The organism is Saccharopolyspora sp. NPDC045839 (assembly GCF_056431645.1).
This window is the reverse complement of record NZ_JBWKKH010000041.1, coordinates 52,063-69,996: the sequence shown is the minus strand read 5'-3', so window position 1 is coordinate 69,996 and position 17,934 is coordinate 52,063. Positions and strand designations below refer to the sequence as shown.

The 17,934-nt window shown below is 68.8% G+C and carries 20 protein-coding genes, 1 tRNA gene and 1 pseudogene; 13 read left to right on the top strand and 9 right to left on the bottom strand.

Going from position 1 to position 17,934, the window contains the following annotated elements:
* Positions 1-15 precede the first annotated feature (15 nt).
* From AC07EQ_RS37490 to AC07EQ_RS37480, 3 genes are all read right to left on the bottom strand, one after another.
* Positions 16-852, bottom strand: coding sequence for an ABC transporter permease (locus tag AC07EQ_RS37490; protein WP_478392557.1), 837 nt, complete (start codon positions 850-852; stop codon positions 16-18).
* Positions 849-1,751 carry an ABC transporter ATP-binding protein gene (locus tag AC07EQ_RS37485; protein ID WP_478392573.1) on the bottom strand — a complete coding sequence of 301 codons (903 nt, stop codon included), beginning with the start codon at positions 1,749-1,751 and terminating at the stop codon, positions 849-851. Before AC07EQ_RS37485 ends, AC07EQ_RS37490 begins: the two co-directional genes overlap by 4 nt.
* Positions 1,752-1,988: 237 nt before the next feature.
* On the bottom strand, positions 1,989-2,588 hold the full coding sequence (locus AC07EQ_RS37480; protein WP_478392556.1) for a TetR/AcrR family transcriptional regulator: 600 nt from the start codon (positions 2,586-2,588) through the stop codon (positions 1,989-1,991).
* A 51-nt stretch (positions 2,589-2,639) separates the two neighbouring features.
* On the opposite strand from AC07EQ_RS37480, the gene AC07EQ_RS37475 reads away from it, so the two are divergent.
* On the top strand, positions 2,640-3,152 hold the full coding sequence (locus AC07EQ_RS37475) for an HXXEE domain-containing protein (RefSeq protein WP_478392555.1): 513 nt from the start codon (positions 2,640-2,642) through the stop codon (positions 3,150-3,152).
* A gap of 226 nt (positions 3,153-3,378) precedes the next feature.
* On the opposite strand, the gene AC07EQ_RS37470 is transcribed toward AC07EQ_RS37475, so the two are convergent.
* Complete coding sequence (locus AC07EQ_RS37470) at positions 3,379-4,851, bottom strand: S10 family peptidase (protein WP_478392554.1); 1,473 nt, start codon at positions 4,849-4,851, stop codon at positions 3,379-3,381.
* Between the two features lie 124 nt (positions 4,852-4,975).
* On the opposite strand from AC07EQ_RS37470, the gene AC07EQ_RS37465 reads away from it, so the two are divergent.
* From AC07EQ_RS37465 to AC07EQ_RS37450, 4 genes and pseudogenes are all read left to right on the top strand, one after another.
* Complete coding sequence (locus tag AC07EQ_RS37465) at positions 4,976-5,671, top strand: uracil-DNA glycosylase (protein ID WP_478392572.1); 696 nt, start codon at positions 4,976-4,978, stop codon at positions 5,669-5,671.
* Between the two features lie 57 nt (positions 5,672-5,728).
* Positions 5,729-6,010: a type II toxin-antitoxin system RelE/ParE family toxin gene (locus AC07EQ_RS37460; protein WP_478392553.1), complete on the top strand. Its 282-nt coding sequence runs from the start codon at positions 5,729-5,731 to the stop codon at positions 6,008-6,010.
* Between the two features lie 11 nt (positions 6,011-6,021).
* A complete protein-coding gene (locus AC07EQ_RS37455; protein ID WP_478392552.1) occupies positions 6,022-6,321 on the top strand; it encodes a HigA family addiction module antitoxin in 300 nt (99 codons plus the stop codon).
* A gap of 198 nt (positions 6,322-6,519) precedes the next feature.
* Positions 6,520-6,612 (top strand): annotated as a pseudogene (locus AC07EQ_RS37450) (uracil-DNA glycosylase); the annotation flags it as partial.
* 38 nt (positions 6,613-6,650) lie between these two features.
* Here the strand turns inward: AC07EQ_RS37450 and AC07EQ_RS37445 are convergent.
* Both AC07EQ_RS37445 and AC07EQ_RS37440 read right to left on the bottom strand, forming a co-directional pair.
* Positions 6,651-7,073, bottom strand: coding sequence for a PIN domain-containing protein (locus tag AC07EQ_RS37445; RefSeq protein WP_478392551.1), 423 nt, complete (start codon positions 7,071-7,073; stop codon positions 6,651-6,653).
* On the bottom strand, positions 7,070-7,315 hold the full coding sequence (locus AC07EQ_RS37440; RefSeq protein WP_478392550.1) for a FitA-like ribbon-helix-helix domain-containing protein: 246 nt from the start codon (positions 7,313-7,315) through the stop codon (positions 7,070-7,072). Before AC07EQ_RS37440 ends, AC07EQ_RS37445 begins: the two co-directional genes overlap by 4 nt.
* A 207-nt stretch (positions 7,316-7,522) precedes the next feature.
* Between AC07EQ_RS37440 and AC07EQ_RS37435 the strand changes: the two genes are divergently transcribed.
* From AC07EQ_RS37435 to AC07EQ_RS37400, 8 genes are all read left to right on the top strand, one after another.
* Complete coding sequence (locus tag AC07EQ_RS37435) at positions 7,523-7,906, top strand: hypothetical protein (protein WP_478392549.1); 384 nt, start codon at positions 7,523-7,525, stop codon at positions 7,904-7,906.
* A gap of 81 nt (positions 7,907-7,987) precedes the next feature.
* Positions 7,988-8,509, top strand: coding sequence for an N-acetyltransferase family protein (locus tag AC07EQ_RS37430; protein WP_478392548.1), 522 nt, complete (start codon positions 7,988-7,990; stop codon positions 8,507-8,509).
* A 100-nt stretch (positions 8,510-8,609) separates the two neighbouring features.
* The gene (locus AC07EQ_RS37425; RefSeq protein ID WP_478392547.1) at positions 8,610-8,999 is read left to right on the top strand and encodes a hypothetical protein; all 390 of its coding nucleotides are present in this window, start codon (positions 8,610-8,612) and stop codon (positions 8,997-8,999) included.
* The gene (locus AC07EQ_RS37420; RefSeq protein WP_478392546.1) at positions 8,981-9,415 is read left to right on the top strand and encodes a type II toxin-antitoxin system VapC family toxin; all 435 of its coding nucleotides are present in this window, start codon (positions 8,981-8,983) and stop codon (positions 9,413-9,415) included. The genes AC07EQ_RS37425 and AC07EQ_RS37420 overlap by 19 nt, the downstream gene beginning before the upstream one ends.
* A 132-nt stretch (positions 9,416-9,547) precedes the next feature.
* Entirely contained in the window at positions 9,548-10,333 is a 786-nt protein-coding gene (locus AC07EQ_RS37415; RefSeq protein ID WP_478392545.1) for a PIN domain-containing protein, read from the top strand.
* A gap of 454 nt (positions 10,334-10,787) precedes the next feature.
* The gene (locus tag AC07EQ_RS37410; protein ID WP_478392544.1) at positions 10,788-12,110 is read left to right on the top strand and encodes an NAD(P)/FAD-dependent oxidoreductase; all 1,323 of its coding nucleotides are present in this window, start codon (positions 10,788-10,790) and stop codon (positions 12,108-12,110) included.
* A 320-nt stretch (positions 12,111-12,430) separates the two neighbouring features.
* Positions 12,431-13,567: an ATP-grasp domain-containing protein gene (locus AC07EQ_RS37405; protein WP_478392543.1), complete on the top strand. Its 1,137-nt coding sequence runs from the start codon at positions 12,431-12,433 to the stop codon at positions 13,565-13,567.
* 110 nt (positions 13,568-13,677) lie between these two features.
* Positions 13,678-13,751: transfer RNA gene (locus AC07EQ_RS37400), tRNA-Leu, on the top strand.
* A gap of 333 nt (positions 13,752-14,084) precedes the next feature.
* Here the strand turns inward: AC07EQ_RS37400 and kynU are convergent.
* From kynU to AC07EQ_RS37385, 3 genes are read right to left on the bottom strand one after another with little or no spacing between them, the layout of a single operon-like run.
* Positions 14,085-15,359 (bottom strand): kynureninase, encoded by a 1,275-nt coding sequence (kynU, locus tag AC07EQ_RS37395; protein WP_478392542.1) that lies wholly within the window; start codon positions 15,357-15,359, stop codon positions 14,085-14,087.
* A gap of 25 nt (positions 15,360-15,384) precedes the next feature.
* Entirely contained in the window at positions 15,385-16,458 is a 1,074-nt protein-coding gene (locus AC07EQ_RS37390; RefSeq protein ID WP_478392541.1) for an amidohydrolase family protein, read from the bottom strand.
* The gene (locus AC07EQ_RS37385; RefSeq protein ID WP_478392540.1) at positions 16,455-17,849 is read right to left on the bottom strand and encodes a cation:proton antiporter domain-containing protein; all 1,395 of its coding nucleotides are present in this window, start codon (positions 17,847-17,849) and stop codon (positions 16,455-16,457) included. Before AC07EQ_RS37385 ends, AC07EQ_RS37390 begins: the two co-directional genes overlap by 4 nt.
* Positions 17,850-17,934: the final 85 nt, after the last annotated feature.

Sequence of the window (17,934 nt, the reverse complement as noted above, 5' to 3'; positions counted from 1 at the left end):
TTCTCCTCCGCCACGTCAGCGAACTCGCTGCATGGCCTTCTCGCGACGCGCGGCCACGCTCGACCCCGACTCGCGCCGCGCCATCCGGCGCATCACCGCCGGAGCCACCACCAGCCCGACCACGGCCCACAGGCCGAGCACCCCGACAGTCTCCAGGTGCCGCCAGGACTCGCCGATCTCGGCTGCCGCCATCGCGTCCGGCAGCAGCGCCGAGCGCATGCCCAGTCCCAGCCAGTACATCGGGAACGCCTGCGCGATCCACTGCAGCCACTCCGGGTACTCGGTGATGGGGTAGAAGATCCCGGAGATCGCGACCAGCCCCATCATCGGCAGCATGACCAGACCCAGGCTCCGCGGGCTGCTGAACAGCGAGCCGATGATCGCGCCGATCGGCATCGTCGCGACCAGTCCCAGCACCAGCACCCAGGCCAGCGTCAGCCAGGTGTCGATGCCGGTGGCCAATCCGTCGAACATCACCAGCCCCGGAACCAGCAGGATCACCAGGCTGATCAGCGACATGCAGCCGACCAGCGTGATCTTGCCTACGAGGTAGCCGACCATCCCGCCCGGAGTGGCCTTGGCGCGCAGCAGCGTGCCGTCCTCGCGTTCGACCGTCAGCTGCTGGGCGACGTTGATCAGCCCGGAGAACGCGATCCCCATGCCGAGCGCGCCCGGCAGCGACATCGCGCCGAGCGAGAAACCGGCCACTGTGGAGTCGCGCTGGAAGGTCATCACGACCAGCAGGATCACGGTGGGGAACAGGTAGCCCCACAGGTCCTGCCCGGTGGTCAGGGTCTGGCGGAACTCGATCCAGCCGCGCTGCAGGCCGGCGCGTGCGGCGGTCGCCTTCACCGGTTCGCCTCCTCGGTGCTGTTCTCCGCGGAAAAGGTCAGTGCGGCGGTCTCGCCCCGCCCGGATTCGTGGGCGCGCACCATCGCCATGTAGGTGTCCTCCAGGGTCGCCCGGCGCACCTCCAGTTCGGCGATCTCGTCGCCGTGCTGCGCGAACAGGTCCCGGACGAACCGGGTGGCGTCGGCGGTCGGGTGCACGAAGCGCTGGCCGTTCCGGGTCCACTTCACCTCGGACTCGGCGGCCACCTGCCGGGACAGCTCGTCGGCGGAGCCGTCGGCGACGATCCGGCCGCCGGCCAGGATCAGGATGCGGTCGGCCAGCTTCTCGGCCTCGTCCAGGTCGTGCGTGGTGAGCAGGATGCCGGTGTTGTCGTCGTCGGCGAGCCGGTGCACGAGGTCGTGGAACTCGCGGCGGGCCTGCGGGTCGAAGCCGACCGTGGGCTCGTCCAGGAACAGCAGTTCCGGGCGCCCGACGATGCCGATCGCCACGTCGAGGCGGCGGCGCTGGCCGCCGGAGAGCTGCCCGGCGCGCTTGTCCGCGTGTTCGGACAGGCCGACCGCCGCGATGAGCTCGTCGACGTCCCAGGGGCGGGTGATCCGGTCCGTGGAGTACGGCGCGTAGTAGGTCCCCAGGTGCGCCAGCAGTTCCCGGACCCGCCACTTGCTGTGGTCGCGCCAGGACTGCAGCACGACGCCGAGCCGGGCCCGCCAGCGCTCGTCGCCATGCGCCGGGTCGGCGCCGAGCACCTGGACGTCGCCGCCGGAGCGCATCCGGAAGCCCTCCAGGATCTCGATCGTCGTTGTCTTGCCCGCCCCGTTCGGCCCCAGCAGCGCGACCACCTCGCCGCGGCGCGCGGTGAGGTCGACGCCCTTGAGGACATCGGTGGTGCCGTAGCGCATCCGCAGGTCGCGGACGTCGAGCACGGTGTCCTCGTCCGGTAACCGCACCGGCGACGGTGGTGCCTCCGGTTCATTCGCGACTGTCATAACCCCAGTGCCTCTCGTAGCAGTGATGACCCTGCATGTAGTACATATACTACACATAGAAGGATCACTGCTTCGGTCGCCGCGGAGGCGCCCGCTCCTGTTCGGAGCGGGGTCTTCTGGTGGGTTCGGTCCGCTGCGGCGTGTTCCGGTTCAGGGGGAGATCGCCCGGCGGGCGGCGGCGATCAGCGCCTCGGCGGTGGCCCGGTCCAGCGGTTCGCCGGTGATCAGCCAGTGGTAGACCAGCGGCCCGAACAGCAGGTCCCGGACGGTCTCCGCGGCGAGGTCCGGATGAAGTGCTCCTTGCTGCCGGGCGCGTTCGATCGCCTCGGTGATCGCCGCGTCGCGCGGCTTCAGGTAGCGGTCGCGCAGCGGCTCCACGAGCTGCGCGCGACGGCCGCTTTCGGCGTGCACGCCGAGCACGACGCGGCCGAGCGGTGACTCGGAGAGCTGGAGCACGAACGAGATCGCCAGTTCGCAGAGGTCACCCAAGGCGTCGCCGGTGTCCGGCGGGTCGAGCGGTTGCACCGCGTGGGCGAGCGCGTGGACCGCGAGGTCGTCCTTGGTCGGCCACCGCCGGTACACCGTCGGCCGGCCCACTCCGGCCCGTGCCGCGACCGCCTCGATGGTGAGTTCGGCGTACCCGCGCTCGGCCAGCAGTTCGGCCGCCGCGTTCAGGACGGCGTGATCCACCTCGGCGCGGCGAGGCCGGCCCCGGCCGCGGCCTGACTCGTCCTTGCGCTCACCGGTCATGCGCCCCATTATATTTACGATACGTCATGTAACGAAAATGAGGAGGCGACGGTGCGCAAGACGGTGTCCTGGGGTCTGTTCCTGGCTTGGCTGGCCAACGACGTCGAGGAGTGGTTCACGATGTCGCCGTGGTCGCAGGCCAACGCGGCGAAGTACGGCAGGCAGCTGCCCGGGCCGGTCTGGCTGCGGGAAGGGATATCGCCCGAGCACGCCAGGGTGGCCATTTCGCTGATGGGGCTGATCGTGCTCGCGGCGTCGGCCCGCGGCGCCCAGACCGGCGGCAGGTCGCCGTTCTTCCAGTCCGCGCTGGTCGGATTCGGCGTGCACGGGGTGGGGCACCTGGCGTTGAGCGCCGCGCATCGCGGCTACACCCCGGGCGTCGTCACCGCGCCGACCGTGGTCATCCCGTACTCGCTGTGGGCCTGGCGCGAACTCGGCCGGGCCGGCGTTCGGCGGAACGATCTCCGCTCCTGGGTGGGCGCCGTGGCGCTGGTGCCCGCCTCGCTGGCCGCAGTGCACGGGGGCGCCCGCGCGATCCGCCGGATGGCGCGCAAGGCCCGGTGATCAGCTCGGCGGCGCGGGTTCGGAACCGGGCGTCCGCACGGTGCGCCGGAGGAGTTGATCAACGCTGAACGACGAGTTCGAGGTCGCCCGTCGGTTAATGGAGATCATGCTCGACGTCTTCCCCTGGCTCTTCCCCGAGCCGCTCCGGGCGCGGTCGCCGAACGCCTCGGCCGAGCGAACCGCGGCCCCGCTCCGATCCGAGCGGGGGCCGCGATCCGCACTGGCGCTACGGGCGGGTGTTCACGAACGCCGCGAGGTCCGCCGACTGCTGGATCCGGGACTCCTCGTGGACGTACATCATGTGGCCCGCCGGGTAGTAGCGGACGTCGATGTTCTCCCGCAGCCGCTCCGGGATCGGCACCTGCGCCAGCACGTGTTCGGCGGCGAAGTACGGGGTCGCGCCGTCGGTGTAGCCGCAGCCGACGTGGATCCGCAGGTGCGGGTTGGCCTGGAACGCCGCGCCGAGCTTGTCCACAACGGACACGCTCGCGCCCTCGAACTCCTTGTACGACCAGGGATGCACCCGGCTGGACAGCGTCTCGTACGGCAGATCGCTGGCGTAGTCGAGCTCTTCGCGCAGGTAGTGGTTGATCGCCGCCGAGTAGGCGCCGCGAATACCGGAGATGCTCGGGTCGTCGGTGAAGTGCTCCCCGGCGGCGTCCCGCTCCCAGCCGGTGAACCGGCCGTCCATCCGGCCCACCGTCTCCCGCCGGTCGCGCAGCAGCTCGGTGAAGAACCGGATGTGCTCGATGCGCAGGTTCGCGCGGTCCACGTAGTCCTCGGACAGCCCGGACAGCGAGGCGACCCGCCGCACGATGTCCTCGCGCTCGGACGCGCTCAGCCGCGCGCCGCGCGCCAGCGCCCACGGGTAGTCCTCGGCGGCGAACTTCTCCGCCTCGTCCAGCACCTCGCGCAGCGGGCGGTCGCCGTGCTTGCCGTGGTAGTGCGCGATCGCCGCGTACGTCGGCAGGAACAGCGAGTACGGCAGGTCGTTGCCCTCGGTGAACCGGATCGTCCCCATGTCCAGCACCGACGAGATCAGCAGCAGGCCGTTCGGGTAGAGGCCGTGCCGCGACTGGAGGTGCTCGGCGAGCGCGGCCGCGCGCAGCGTGCCGTAGGACTCGCCGGCGAGGTACTTCGGCGACATCCAGCGGCCGTTGCGGGTGGTCCACAGCCGGATCACCTCGGCGATGGACTCGATGTCCTTCTGGTATCCGTGGAAATCGCCGGGCGTGCCGCCCTCGACCGCCCGCGAGTACCCGGTGGACACCGGGTCGATGAACACCAGATCGCTGTGCCGCAGAAGGGTTTCCGGGTTGTCGGCCAGCCCGTACGGCGGCGGCGCGAGGTCGCCGGCGTCACCGGAGACGACCCGCCGCGGGCCGAGCAGCCCGACGTGCAGCCACACGCTGGAGGAGCCGGGGCCACCGTTGAACGCGAACGTCACCGGGCGGCTGCCGGGTTCGCCGTCGGCCACGTACGAGGTCAGGAATACCTCGGCCTTCGGCTTGAAACCCTCGAACTTGCCGTCGGCGTGGACCTCCTCGCGCAGCACGATGCGGCCCGTCGTCGCGGTGTAGGCCAGTTCCGCACCGCCGGCGATGATGGTGTGGTGGGTGCTCACCAGATCGTCGACCGGCTCGGCCGGGGTGGTGGATTCCTGCTTCGCCTCGTCGGCCTTGTCCTCGCTGGCTGCCATGCCGCCCACATTACGTGCCGTCGAACGGGTTTTCTGCCACTTTTGGGAGGTGCCAGAAACGACCTCCCGGCTGATCGACAGCCCGATCGACGACCCCTCCGCCGCGGCCCCGGGGGCCGCCGACCTGGCCGGCCTGGACGAGCTGGTCACCCGCTGCACGGCCTGCCCGCGGCTGGTCGAATGGCGGGAGGAGGTCGCGCGGGTCAAGCGCGCGGCGTTCCGCGACCAGGAGTACTGGGGCCGGCCGGTGCCCGGCTTCGGCCCGCCGGACGCGGCGATCGCGGTCGTCGGGCTGGCGCCGGCGGCGCACGGCGGCAACCGGACGGGCCGGATCTTCACCGGCGACCGCTCGGGCGACGTCCTCTTCCAGGCGCTCTACGACGTCGGCCTGGCGTCCCAGCCCGAGGCGTGGCACATCGACGACGGTTTGACGTTGCACAGCACCAGAATCACGGCTCCGGTGCACTGCGCGCCGCCCGCCAACAAGCCGACGCCGGCGGAGCGCGACACCTGCCGCCCGTGGCTGGTCCGCGAGCTCGACCTGCTGCGCCCGACGCTGCGAGCGGTGGTGGTGCTGGGTGCGTTCGGCTGGCAGGCCCTGCTGCCGGTGCTGGCGGACGCGGCCTGGCAGGTCCCGAAGCCCCGCCCGAAGTTCGGCCACGACGCCCACGCGGAGCTCCCGGCCACGGACGGAGGAGCACCCCTTCACCTCCTCGGCTGCTACCACGTCAGCCAGCAGAACACCTTCACGGGAAAGCTGACCCCGGCGATGCTGCGCGGCGTGCTGGAGCACGCGAAGGAGCTGGCGGGGACTTGGTGAGGTCTGGCACCATCAGTCGCATAACGCTTGCCGTTATTAACGTGCTACGTTAAACTCATGCTGCGATCTTTCGCTGACAAGGAGACCGAGCGTGTATGGCAACGACGTCGTTCGCGGGTCCTCGACCCGAACGTCCAACGAGCGGCTCTGCGCAAGCTCGCCATCCTTGATGCGGCGGAGACCGTGGAGGACCTCCGGGTCCCGCCGGGAAACCGGTTGGAGAAGCTGCATGGAGATCGAGCCGGCCAGTACAGCATTCGGATCAATCAGCAGTGGCGCATCTGCTTCGAGTGGACACCTGCTGGGCCAGAGAGCGTCGAGATCGTGGACTACCGCTGAAGGGAACGAGGATGTCTGACGAGTTTGTCATGCCTCCGGTTCACCCGGGGGAGATCCTGGTCGAGGAGTACCTGGAGCCGCTGCGGGTAACCCAGCATCGGCTCGCCGTCGCGATCGGGGTTCCGCCTCGTCGCATCAACGAGATCGTGCACGGCAAGCGCGGGATCTCGGCTAACACCGCGCTGCGGCTGGCGCGCTTTTTCGGTACGTCCGAGCGGTTCTGGATCAACCTCCAGTCGCGTTACGACCTGGAGCGGGAGAAGGACGCGCTCGCCGACACGCTGGCTCGCATTCAGCCACTGTCAGCCTGAAATGGTGCCACGGCTGCGGGTGAGATACCGCCACCTCGCGTCCGTGCGTAGTCAATCCGTGTGGCCAGCAGCAAGCCATCGGACGATGTCCAGGGTGCCATGCGATCAGCTCGAAGAGGCTTTGCGCGGAGCAGGATTTGTCCGCGAGGCTGACCCCGGAACCTGGCGAGGGCGGGGCGCGGTCGCCATCGAGCCGTTCACGTCAGCCAGCAGAACACCTTCACGGGAAAGCTGACCCCGGCGATGCTGCGCGGCGTGCTGGAGCGGGCCAAGTCCCTGGCGGGTATCTGACGCCTCACCGATGCGTTGCCTCGGCGAGCACTGGTGACCTAATTCGCGTACCAGGGATTCACGAGTTCGATGCCCGTCTCCTCGAAGTCCTTGATGTTGCGAGTGGCCAGTATTGCTCGGCGTGCGCGGCAGATCGCTGCGATCTGAGCATCAGCGGCGCTGATGGGACGACCGAGCTTCTCGCGTTCGCTGACCACGACGGCGTACTGAGCGGCAGCAGGCGCATCGAACGGCTCGACCCGCCCGTGGAAATCATCGTTGACCAGCGCGTGAACCGCCGCGATCAGCGACGTTTTCCGATGTCCGTCGGGCAGCCGTGTCACGCCGTACAGCAGCTCGGCGGCAGTGATCGCCGTTGTTGCGACCTCTGTCGCGGGGAGCGAGTCAAGCCAGGCCAGCACGTCGGCGTCCGGCGCTTGACGGGTGACTTCGGATAGGACGTTGGTGTCGAGAATGATCACGAGTCAAAGTCCGCGGCACGAGGAAGTTCGCTACGAGTGGGGAGTTCGAGTTCGGGTTCGCTGAGGCCCGCGAACCGGGCGTGAATGCGACTGCCCAGACCGCGGGTGGGCGGGGGCGGCGCCACGGCGGCTTGCAAGATCGCCCGGACCTCGGCTTCCATCGAGTGCCCGTGTTGCGCCGCCTGGACACGGAGTCGTGCGTGTGTCTCGTCGTCCAGGCCGCGAATCGTCAGGGTCGACATGATGGCCACCTCCTCCGCGTGCTGTCATTGACTGCAATGCTAGCACTCGTGGGTGTCTCAACGTGGTGCCCAGGCCGCCCGTCAAGCTCATCGGGCTGGAGCACGCGAAGGAACTCGCCGGGGTGCATCGGCGATGAGCAGCGTGATCGCGAAGTGGGTTCGCCGCGACCGGCGATCTCCGCTCCGCCGTATCGCTACCATCTGCCGATGGTCCGCAGCAGGAAGAAGGCTCGACGCCTCGTGATCGATGACGTGACCTTCTTGTGGTCGGTGCGCCACCAGCACCACGTCGAGCCGGACCGGGTCTGCCGCGAGGTCCTGGCGATCGGCCGTGCCGGAGCGCGTGGGCGCGTCCGGATCGTCTTCCAGGGAGGCCCCGGGTGGCTGGTCCCCGATGGCCTGCTGCACTCCGGAGGTGTTGGCACCGGGGGAAGTTGGCTCAACCTGCACGAGCCGGGCACCGTGCGAGCCCTGCTCGACGAGGCTTTGGCCGGCGGGTGGGACCCGAACGATCCGTCGACCGAGCAGATCGACGGCTGGCTCCTGTTCGACGCGGTGTCCGCGCGCCGGAACGCGCCCCAGCCCGTCTGAACCCCGTGCCCTGTCGAACGGTTCTGTGAAGACCTCGTTACGCGTCGAGGCCGGTCGGCCGGTTCCTGACAGCATGTCGGGATGACCGCGAAATTGGTGGTCCGGGACGCCGAAGCCGGTGACGCGGAAGCGATCGGCGAGCTGTTCCGGGGGTACGTCGAGACAACGGTGACGACGTTCGAGGAAGTGCCGCCGGCGGCGCAGGACTGGCGGGACAAGATCGGCGCGGTAGCGCGAGACGGCTGGCCGTTCCTGGTGGCAACGCTGGAAGACGATCTGGTCGGCTACGCCTACGTGTCCCCGTGGCGACCCAAACCCGCCTACCGCCACACCGTCGAGAACACGATCTACCTGCACCCGGACCACGTCGGGCGCGGCATCGGCCGCCACCTGCTCGGCGAACTCCTGCGGCGTGCGGCAGCGGCGGGCGCGCGCCAGGTCATCGCCGTGATCGCGGATACCGGCAACCCGGCATCGGAGGCGCTGCACCGCAAAGCGGGGTTCGAGGTCGCCGGGAAGCTGAACGAGGTCGGCCGCAAGGAGGGGAAGTGGATCGACACGACCCTGATGCAACTCGACCTGACGACCCAGGTCACCCCCTGATCGGATTCCGGGGGCGTTCCGCGTGACTCGAACGGGTGGGCCTCCAATCAGTCATCGACGCAGGTAGATATGTGTTTACCACTGTCGGTAGCATTGCCGTATGAGCGCCGTGCCGCATGAGCCCGCAGGTGGGCTCCCGAGTAGAGATGCCGACTTCGCCGAGCGGTTGGCCTGGCTGTTGAGCCAGTACCGCGAACTCGACTCGAGAACGGCCGCGCCCGAGGGCGCTCCGGATCTCGACTCCGCGCGCAACGTGCGGTCGCTCGGGCGGGCTCGCAAGGTCAGCGTGTCCATGCCCGAAGACCTGACCTCGGCCGTCCAGCATCGGGTGGGGCGTGGAGCGTTCAGCCAGTACGTCACCGACGCGGTGGCCAAGCAGCTCGAGCTCGATCTCGTGGCCGAACTCGCCGAACTGCTCGAGGCGGAGCACGGTCCGGTGCCGGAGGAGTACTTGGCGGAGGCAGGGGCGACATGGCCGGACGCCGAGTAGCCGCAGGCGGGGCGCTCGTTCTCGACAGCGAGGGCCTGTCGAAGCTCGCTGCCGGGGATGGGCGTGCCCGCGCGTACCTCGAGACTGCGCGGCTTCGGCGTTCCAGGGTTGTGGTCAGTGCGATCACGCTGACCGAGGTGCTTCGCGGGTGCGCACGAGATGCCCTGGTGCACCGCGTGCTGTCCCGTGTCTCGGTTGTTCCCGTGACGCCCGAACTCGCACGCACCGCCGGAGAACTCCTTGGTACGACTGGATTGTCGGGGCATCGCTGTGCGATCGACGCGGTGGTGGCCGCTACGGCGCTGGAGCTCGCGCGGCCGGTGGTGCTGCTGACGAGCGACCCCGACGACCTGAGCAAGCTCGTCGAAGAGCCTGCGCGTCCGAAGGCTGAGCGGGTGGTCGTGGTGCGCGCGTGAGCTCGGGCCGAGGCCGGAGCTCACACGTTCCGGTCTAACACCCGCTGACCGGGCTTCCGGGGGCGTTCCGCGGCACTGGGGAAGAGGTCGGCCAACGCATGAGGCTGAGGACGGAACGGTAACGTACCGAAGGTGATTGATCAGCTACGCACAGTATCGGCGGAGCGGGAACTTCGCGTTGGCGTCTACGTGGACGCTTTCAACGTCTACTACGGAGCACGAGCGGCATGTGGACGCGGAACAGCTGGATGGAGATGGCTGGACCTCGCTGCCCTCGCGAAGGCTCTGATCAATCCACGGGTCTGGCCGAATGCCCGCCTGGAGACGGTGGTCTACTGCACCGCGCCGCGCGATCGAGAAGGTGACGACTCCTCGCTTCGCGATCAGCAGACCTACATCGGTGCGTTGCGGAGCTACATCCCGGAGCTCGTGATCGTGAACGGGAAGTACGTTCCTCGCGTGAAAACCGGCGTGCTGATCGAGAGGGCTCAGAACGGGCGTCCGCAGCGCAGGGTCCCGGCCCCGCCTGCTGATCGGCTTCCGGACTGGTTGCCCGCGGAGGCGGTCGAAGGTCCAGGCGGAGATCCGGAGCTGTTGGTTTCGGTGAGCACGTTCGAGGAGAAGGGCTCCGACGTCAATGTGGCCTCACGGCTGCTCATTGATGTCCTGTCGAGGCATGTGGACGCGGCGATGGTGTTCTCGAACGACAGTGATCTGCACTATCCGTTGCAGCACGCGCGCTTGCACGTACCGGTTGCGACGATCAACCCGAGCGTCAAGGCCACCGCGATGGATCTCCGGGGCAACCGCGATGATGGGGCCGGCGGCCATTGGTGGCGGCGGTTGCGCCCCGAGGATTTCTTCAAGAGCCAGCTTCCGGACCAGGCCGGCCCGTACATCAAGCCGTTCGGTTGGTGACACGCGTCAGCTGAGTTGACGCGAACGGCGCCGGCGGTATAGTGATCGCCATACCACCCGGTTCTCTCGCTCGCGAGGGGCCGGGTCTTTTCATGCCGCCCGGCCGGACAGCGGAACTCGCCCTCGTGGCCGCCCGCGAGCTTGGTTGCGAACGGCGCCGGTCCGGGCAGTAGCGCTCGCGATCGGTTCCGGTCTGGTGGGTGCGATCTTCCCGGAAGAATTTTCGCGGGCGTGGGCATCGGCGCTCAAGATTCGGTAGGGTGGCCTGAACCAGCCCCCATGACACCTCGGTGATGTCATTCTGACGTCACCCGCCACCGCCCCTGCGGTGTGCGTACGCAGCGCGTTTGTTCGTGCACAACGCGTTGATCGTGATTGATGCCACCCGCGACTGGCGTCACATTAAGGGGGGTCGGCGCAGCGCGAATGCGGTCAGTGGTGCGACCATGAAGGCATGGCTGGTAAATCCGATCCCACGCGGATTCTCATCCTCGGCGGCGGTTACGTCGGCATGTACACGGCACTTCAGCTGCAGAAGAAGCTGGGTCGCCGCGAGGCCTCCGTGACGGTCGTCGATCCTCAGCCGCACATGACCTACCAGCCCTTCCTCCCGGAAGCGGCCGCGGGTTCGGTCGAACCCCGCCACGTGGTAGCGCCACTGCGACGAGTGTTGAAGCGGTGCCATGTGGTCACCGCCGCTGTCACCGAGATCAAGCACGACGAGAAGGTCGTGACGGTCGAGAACCCGCAGACCGGTTCCGAGGACATCGCCTACGACGTGCTGGTCGTGGCGCTCGGTTCGGTTTCGCGGCTGCTGCCGATCCCCGGCCTCGCCGAGGAGGGCATCTCGCTGAAGACCGTTGGCGAAGCCACCTACCTGCGCAACCACGTGCTGGGCAAGATGGACGCCGCGGCCAACACCGACGACCCCGAGCTGCGCAACCGGCTGCTGACGTTCACCTTCGTCGGCGGCGGCTTCGCAGGCGTCGAGGCGCTGGCGGAGCTGGAGGACATGGCCCGCTACGCCACGCGCTACTACGACAACATCAAGCCCGACGACATGTCCTGGGCGCTCGTCGAGGCCGCCGGCCGGGTGATGCCCGAGGTCAGCGAGAAGATGGGCGTCTACGTCGTCAAGGCCCTCGAAGAGCGCGGCATCAAGGTCTACCTGAACACCTTCCTGAAGTCCGTCGAGGGCGGCCACGCGATGCTCTCCGACGGCACGGAGTTCGACACCGACACCCTGGTGTGGAACGCGGGTGTGAAGGCCAACCCGGTGCTGAAGAACAGCGATCTGCCGCTGGACGAGCGCGGCCGGGTCAAGGCCACCGCGCACCTGCAGGTCGAGGGTCTGCCCGGCGTGTGGGCGGCCGGTGACTGCGCCGCGGTCCCGGACCTGTCCAAGACCGAGGAGAACCCCGGCGCCACCTGCGCGCCTTCCGCGCAGCACGCGGTGCGGCAGGCCAACCAGCTGGCCAAGAACATGCTGGCCTCGCTGCGCGGCAAGTCGACCAAGGAGTACCGCCACGCCTACGCCGGCTCGGTCGCCGGCATGGGGCTGTACAAGGGCGTCGCCGACGTCTACGGCTTCAAGGCCAAGGGCTTCATCGCGTGGTTCATGCACCGCTCGTACCACGTGAGCCGGATGCCCACGTTCAACCGCAAGCTGCGCATCATCATCGACTGGACGCTGGCGTTCCTGTTCAAGCGCGAAGTCGTGTCGATGGGTCAGATCCAGAACCCGCGGGCCGCGTTCGAGCGGGCCGCCGAGAGCTGACCGGCGTCGAAGGACCGGGCACTTGCAGCTACGGGGCCGCGTGCCGGAATGGGCACGCGGCCTTCTTGTTCCCGACGCCGTGCTCCGTGCGGGCTATCTGGAGGGCGGCTAACCTTGACAATCCGTAGCGGGAAATCGAAGACTATAGCGAGTTCGTCACCTGAAAGGATGCGTCACACGGGGGAAGGGGTGAATCCCTTGACGCTGAAAGAACTTGCCGCCCTACTGCGGAGCGGTGCTGTTGAGGAAGGTCCGCTCGCGGACTTCGCGGAGGACTACCAGGAAGCGGCTCGGGTCTTCCGGAAGAAGGACGACTGAGCATGGACGAGGCCGGGGGACGGCCCGCCGACCTCGGAAACCCGCCCGGGGCGGCCGCCCAGCCGTTCCTCCGCCCGACCCCGATGCTGCTGCAGGGGCAGGACTACTTCTTCCGCTCGCCGGACACGCTGCTGGACTTCCAGGAGCGGGTGTTCGGCGCGGACCTCGTCGCCGATGAGCCCGGCGACCCGGTGCCGTGCGTGCTGGTGCTGGCGCGCGCCGCCGACATGGAGATGAACGAGCTGTCGCTGGCGCTGGCCGAGCACGACATCCGCATGGTGCGCCTCGATGCCGACCGCAGCCTGGACCTCGCCCTCACCATCTACACGGACACGCCGCTGATCGAGTTCCAGCGCTGGTTGCTGCGGCCGGTCCTGGTCTGGCGACGGCACTTCGACATCAGCGCGATCCCGGTCGACCCGACCACGGTGCACGGCGCCTACGTCCGCGAGCAGTGGAGCGCGGTGGCGAACTGGCTCGCCTGCCGGGATGACTGGGAGCAGGTGAACTCGGTGCGTTCCACCGAACACCTCGACCGGCTGACGCAGCTGCAGGGCGCGTCGGCGGTCGGCCTGCGGGTGCCCCGGACCGCGGTGACCACCATGCCCGGGCGGAGCCGTCCGGGCGGCGGCCGGTGCATCGTCAAGACGGCCGGGCACCACCTGCTCGAACCCGAGCCGGGCGCGCTGCGCGGCCTCTTCCCGCGCCCGCTGGACATCCGGCTCACCGGCGAGGCCCGCGAGCCGGCGCCGGTGCTGGTCCAGCAGTACCTCGACGCGGATCACGAGCTGCGCGTGTTCGTCATCGGCGATCGGGCGATCGGCTTCCGGGTGCAGAAGCTGGACCCGGCGCAGCTGTGGGTCGATCCTGATTCGGTAGTGGTGGAACGCGCGGAGGTGCCCGAGGACCTGGTCCAGCGGCTGTTGGCGCTGTGCCGGCAGTGGCGGCTGGACGTGGCCGGCTTCGACTTACTCGGCGTCGGCGGCGAATGGGTGTTCCTCGAGGTCAACGTCAACTGCGACTGGCGCTGGTTCGAGCACCGGGCCGACTGCGCGGACGTCTCGACCGCCGTGCACGACTGGGTGCGGAGCCGCTTCACCGAGCTCTCGACCGCGAGGAACGGCTGGGGGAGCTGGTGACCCAGCGCCCGCCGGGACACCGAGGTGTCCTTCAGCAGTTCGAGGGAACCGAGCGAAGCGCCACTGCGTCGTAACGTGTGCGGCATCCGCCGCGACGAGCAGTGCTGACCGCCCCCGTAGCCCAACTGGCAGAGGCAGACGACTTAAAATCGTCCAAGTGTCGGTTCGAACCCGACCGGGGGCACTCATCATCCCAGGTCAGAGACCTGCGTCGGTGTTTCCAGGCTTGTGTAGCATCGATAGCCCAGCGCTTAACCAGCGGTTTGGGCCAGCGCAAGGGAGTTGGTCGGCAGCCACGGCAAGATCAACGCGACGCGGCTGGATGACCCTGCCTCGATGTTCATGTCTGCGACACTCCCTGGTTTCCCAATGTCGAGCATGGCCGACCGAGCCGCTTGATCAATGCGAAGCAGCGGAAGATTTCGCTTAAAGCAGCGCGAACTGCCTTTTCGCGCACTCGAAACGCAGGTCACCAAGTCCGGGGCGTGGTCACCTCGTGCAGCTGTCGGCGACGACGTCAAGGAGTGGGTGAAGCCGGACCCATCCCGTCGAGCGGGGCGCTGCGGGAGCCGACGAGTTCGGCGAGCAGCGATAGTCCACGGTGGACTTCGGTGAAGCTGGTGCCCAGCGGTGCCAGGCCGATGCGGATGCCGTCGGGAGCGCGGAAGTCCGGGATGACGCCGCGTTGCCAGAGCCGGTCGTTGATCTCGCGGAAGTCCTCTCGGCGCAGCGTGATGTGGCCACCTCGACGTTCGGGGTCGCGCGGGGAGGCCAGTGCCACGCCGTGGTCGAGCAGCCAGGCGTCGGCCAGTTCGAGGGCGTAGTCGGTCAGCCGGAGCGATTTGGCGCGGACCGCTTCGATGCCGGCCTCCTCGAGCATGTCCAGGCCGGTCAGCAGCGGCAGCATGCCCAGGATCGGGGGAGTGCCGCTGAGCATGCCGCGCACACCTTCGACGGGTTGATATCCGGGATCCATCGCGAGCGGGTCGCGGTGTCCGATCCAGCCCCAGATGGGTTGCCGCACATGACCGTGGTGGCGCCGGTTGAGGTAGCCGAACGCGGGGGATCCGGGGCCGCCGTTGAGGTACTTGTAGGTGCAGCCGACGGCGAAGTCGGCGTTCCAGGAGTCGAGGTGGACGGGGACGGCGCCGACGGAGTGGCTGAGGTCCCAGAGCACCAGAGCGCCCGCATCCTGGGCGGTGCGGGTGATCGCTTCGGCGTCGGCCACGTACCCGGATCGGTAGGCGACGTGGCTGAACACGACGAGTGCGGTGCTCGGGCCGACCGCGCCCGCGACCTGTTCGGCGGTGATGCCCTCGGCGGGGTCGGTGTCGATCCACCTGAGGTTCAGGCCTCGCTCGGCGGCGATGCCTTCGAGAACGTAGCGGTCGGTGGGGAAGTTGTCGGTGTCGATGACGATCTCGTCGCGGCCGGGCCGGGCATCCACGGCGGCGCGGGCGAGCTTGTAGAGCAGCACCGTGGTCGAGTCGGCGACCAGGACCTGGCCGGGTGCTGCGCCGAGGGCCACCCGGCCGAGGCGGTTCCCGATCTCTTCGGGCCAGTCGAACCAGCCGTCGGTCCAGCCGCGGATCAGCTGCCGCCCCCACTGCTCGCGGATGAAGCGGTCCATCCGCTCGGCGGTGGCCAGCGCGGGGCGTCCCAGGGAGTTGCCGTCGAAGTAGGCGACGACATCGCTGTTCTCCGGGATCAGGAACCGGTCCCGGAAGCCGCGCAGCGGATCGGCTTCGTCCAGAACGCGTGCCTTCTCCAGGAGATCGGCGTGGCTGAGCATGTGTTCCTCACCTTCCGATGACGGATCAGGCGGGGAGGTCCGGTGCGACCGGATCCACTACCTGTGCGGAGCTGAGCGAGTCGGCGAAGCGCGAGGGGGTCGGGTCCAGCCCGCCGGGAACCCAGCACGGTGGGACCGGACTGCGCAGATCGGTCATGGCGGTGAGCACGTCGTCGGGCGCGAGGCCGGCGGCCAGCAGCGCGGTGACCTCGCGGGGGTTGACGCCCTGCGGTAGCGGCCCGTTGCCCAGGTCCGTTCCGTAGTGGATGGTTCCGCCGTGCTCGACGAAGCGCCGCAGGTTGTCCGTCGCGGTGCGCAGCTGCGGGGTGTCGGTGCCGAAGCCGTGGATGTCCAGGGTGCTGATCCAGCTCATCCGCTGTGCCGCATCGGCGAGGAGCCCTTCATCGACGCGTTCTGTCCACGGGGTGTGCGCCAGCCGGTCGATGCCCTTGTCGTAGGCCTGCCGCATGGTGCCTTCGCCTTCGACGTGCGCGATGACGGCGAGACCGGCGGCATGTGCGGCGGTGACGATCGCTGCGAGCACGGAGTCCCGAAGCACGGGGCCCGCGTCGGAGTTCAGGGCGACCTTGATGGCATGTGCGCCGACCTGCTGCTGCTCGCCCACGGCGGCCTCGGCGTCGAGCGGGGAAAGCACTTCGCGGAAACTCCCGGCAGCGGCCCAGGACCTGTCGCTGGGGTAACCGCGCGGAGCCGTCAGGAAGGCACCGACCACCCGCGCCCTCGGCAAGGCCGGGTCGTCGACGCGCAGGGCTTCGAGCACATCGGGGGCGCTGCCGAGATCGTGCACTTCGGCGATCCCTCCGGAGCGAACCGAACGGAGGTCCACCAGCCCGGAGTGCACGTGCGCATCGCGCAGTCCAGGAAGGACGGTGCCGCCGAGTCGTCTCGTCCGGGCGCCGGCCGGAACTTCTTCGGGGGCGACAGGCGTGGAACCGGCGGGTTCGCCGTTGCGGAGGCGCAGGGCGCACCGGCCGAACCAGCGGCGGGCGCCCCACCAGGCGGAGTCGGCCAACAGCCATTCCTCTGCGATGTCCATGTTCTCCAGCCCTTGTTCCCGAAGCAGGTCGACTCGCGTCACGCCGCGCTTCTCGCGGGAGTGGTGTGCAGCTGGAGCCGCCGCAACAGCGGTCCCGTGACCGCCGTGGTCACCAGCGCCATGCAGGTCAGCATGGTGAACAGGCGAGGCGACAGGACCCCGAGGGACAGCCCGATCTGCAACACGATCAACTCGGTGACACCTCGGCAGTTCATCATCAGCCCCAGGCCGGTCGACGACCGCCAGTCGTGGCCGAGCAGCCGGGCGAAGATCGCGACACCGGCGATCTTGCCCACCGCCGCGACGACGATGATCAGCGCGAGGACGCCCCAGTCCGCAGGCCCGCCGATGCTCGCGAGATCAAGCTTGAGCCCGACCACGGCGAAGAACAGGGGGAGCAGCAGCCACATCGTCAAGCCCTCGATCTTGCCGAGCACCTCGCGGACCGTGGCCGAATCGCGCGGCAGGACCAGACCGGCCAGGACCGCCCCGAAGATCGCGTGGGCACCGATCGAATCGGTGATCCACGCGGAGGCGAACACGCAGCACAACAGGAACGCGGCCACCGCCGTGTGACCGGACCGCTCGAACGCCGCCACCAGCCGGGGCATCGCGGGACGCATGAAGGCGATCAGAGCGCCGCCGTAACCGATCACCAGCGCGCAGGCGACGAACGCCGACAGGAGCGATCCATTGCCGATCACCGCGCTGACGACCATGAGCAGGCACCACGCGATGGCGTCTCCCGCTCCTGCCGTGGCCAGGCCGAGCGTGCCGACCGGCGTGTCCGCCAGCTTCTGCTCGTGCAGGATCCGCGCCAGCACCGGGAAAGCCGTGATCGCGAAGGCCACGCCGACGAAGAGCACCAGTGCCAGCAGAGGCGTGCCGTTCGTCCGGTAGTCGCCCAGCGCCCAGGCCGCGAGCAGCGCGCCGAACAGGAAGGGGACGACGGTGCTCACCTGCGCCAGCGCCAGCGCGGTGCCACCGCTGCGGCGGAGCAGGTCGAGCGGCATCTCCCTGCCGACCAGGAACATGAACAGGATGACGCCGAACTGCGACAGCGTTTCCAGCGAGGGCACCACGTCCGCGGGGAACAGCCACGCCGTTGCCTCCGGGAGCAGCAGCCCGAGGACGGAGGGGCCGAGGATGATCCCCGCGGTGATCTCGCCGACCACGCTCGGCTGGCCGACCAGCCGCAGCAGCGCGCCGAACAGCCTGGTCACGGCGAGGATGACCGCGATGGCCAGCAGCAGCCGGTGCCCGCTGGACACGATCGAATCCGCTCCCGGCAGGGCGGCGACACCGTTGTTCCCCAACGACTGGACCAGCGCAACGACCGCGACGAGGGGCAGCACCACGAGGAACAAGTAGCCGGGCAGGTAGCGGGTGCCGAGCTGCAGCCGGGGCGACAGAGGAGGTTCTTCGTTGTTCACGCGGGTCCTTCACTGCGGGATGCTGCTCGGCTGGTTGTTCGCGGCCAGGGGCAGGACGGCGTGGGCGAATGCCGATGGCGCCGCC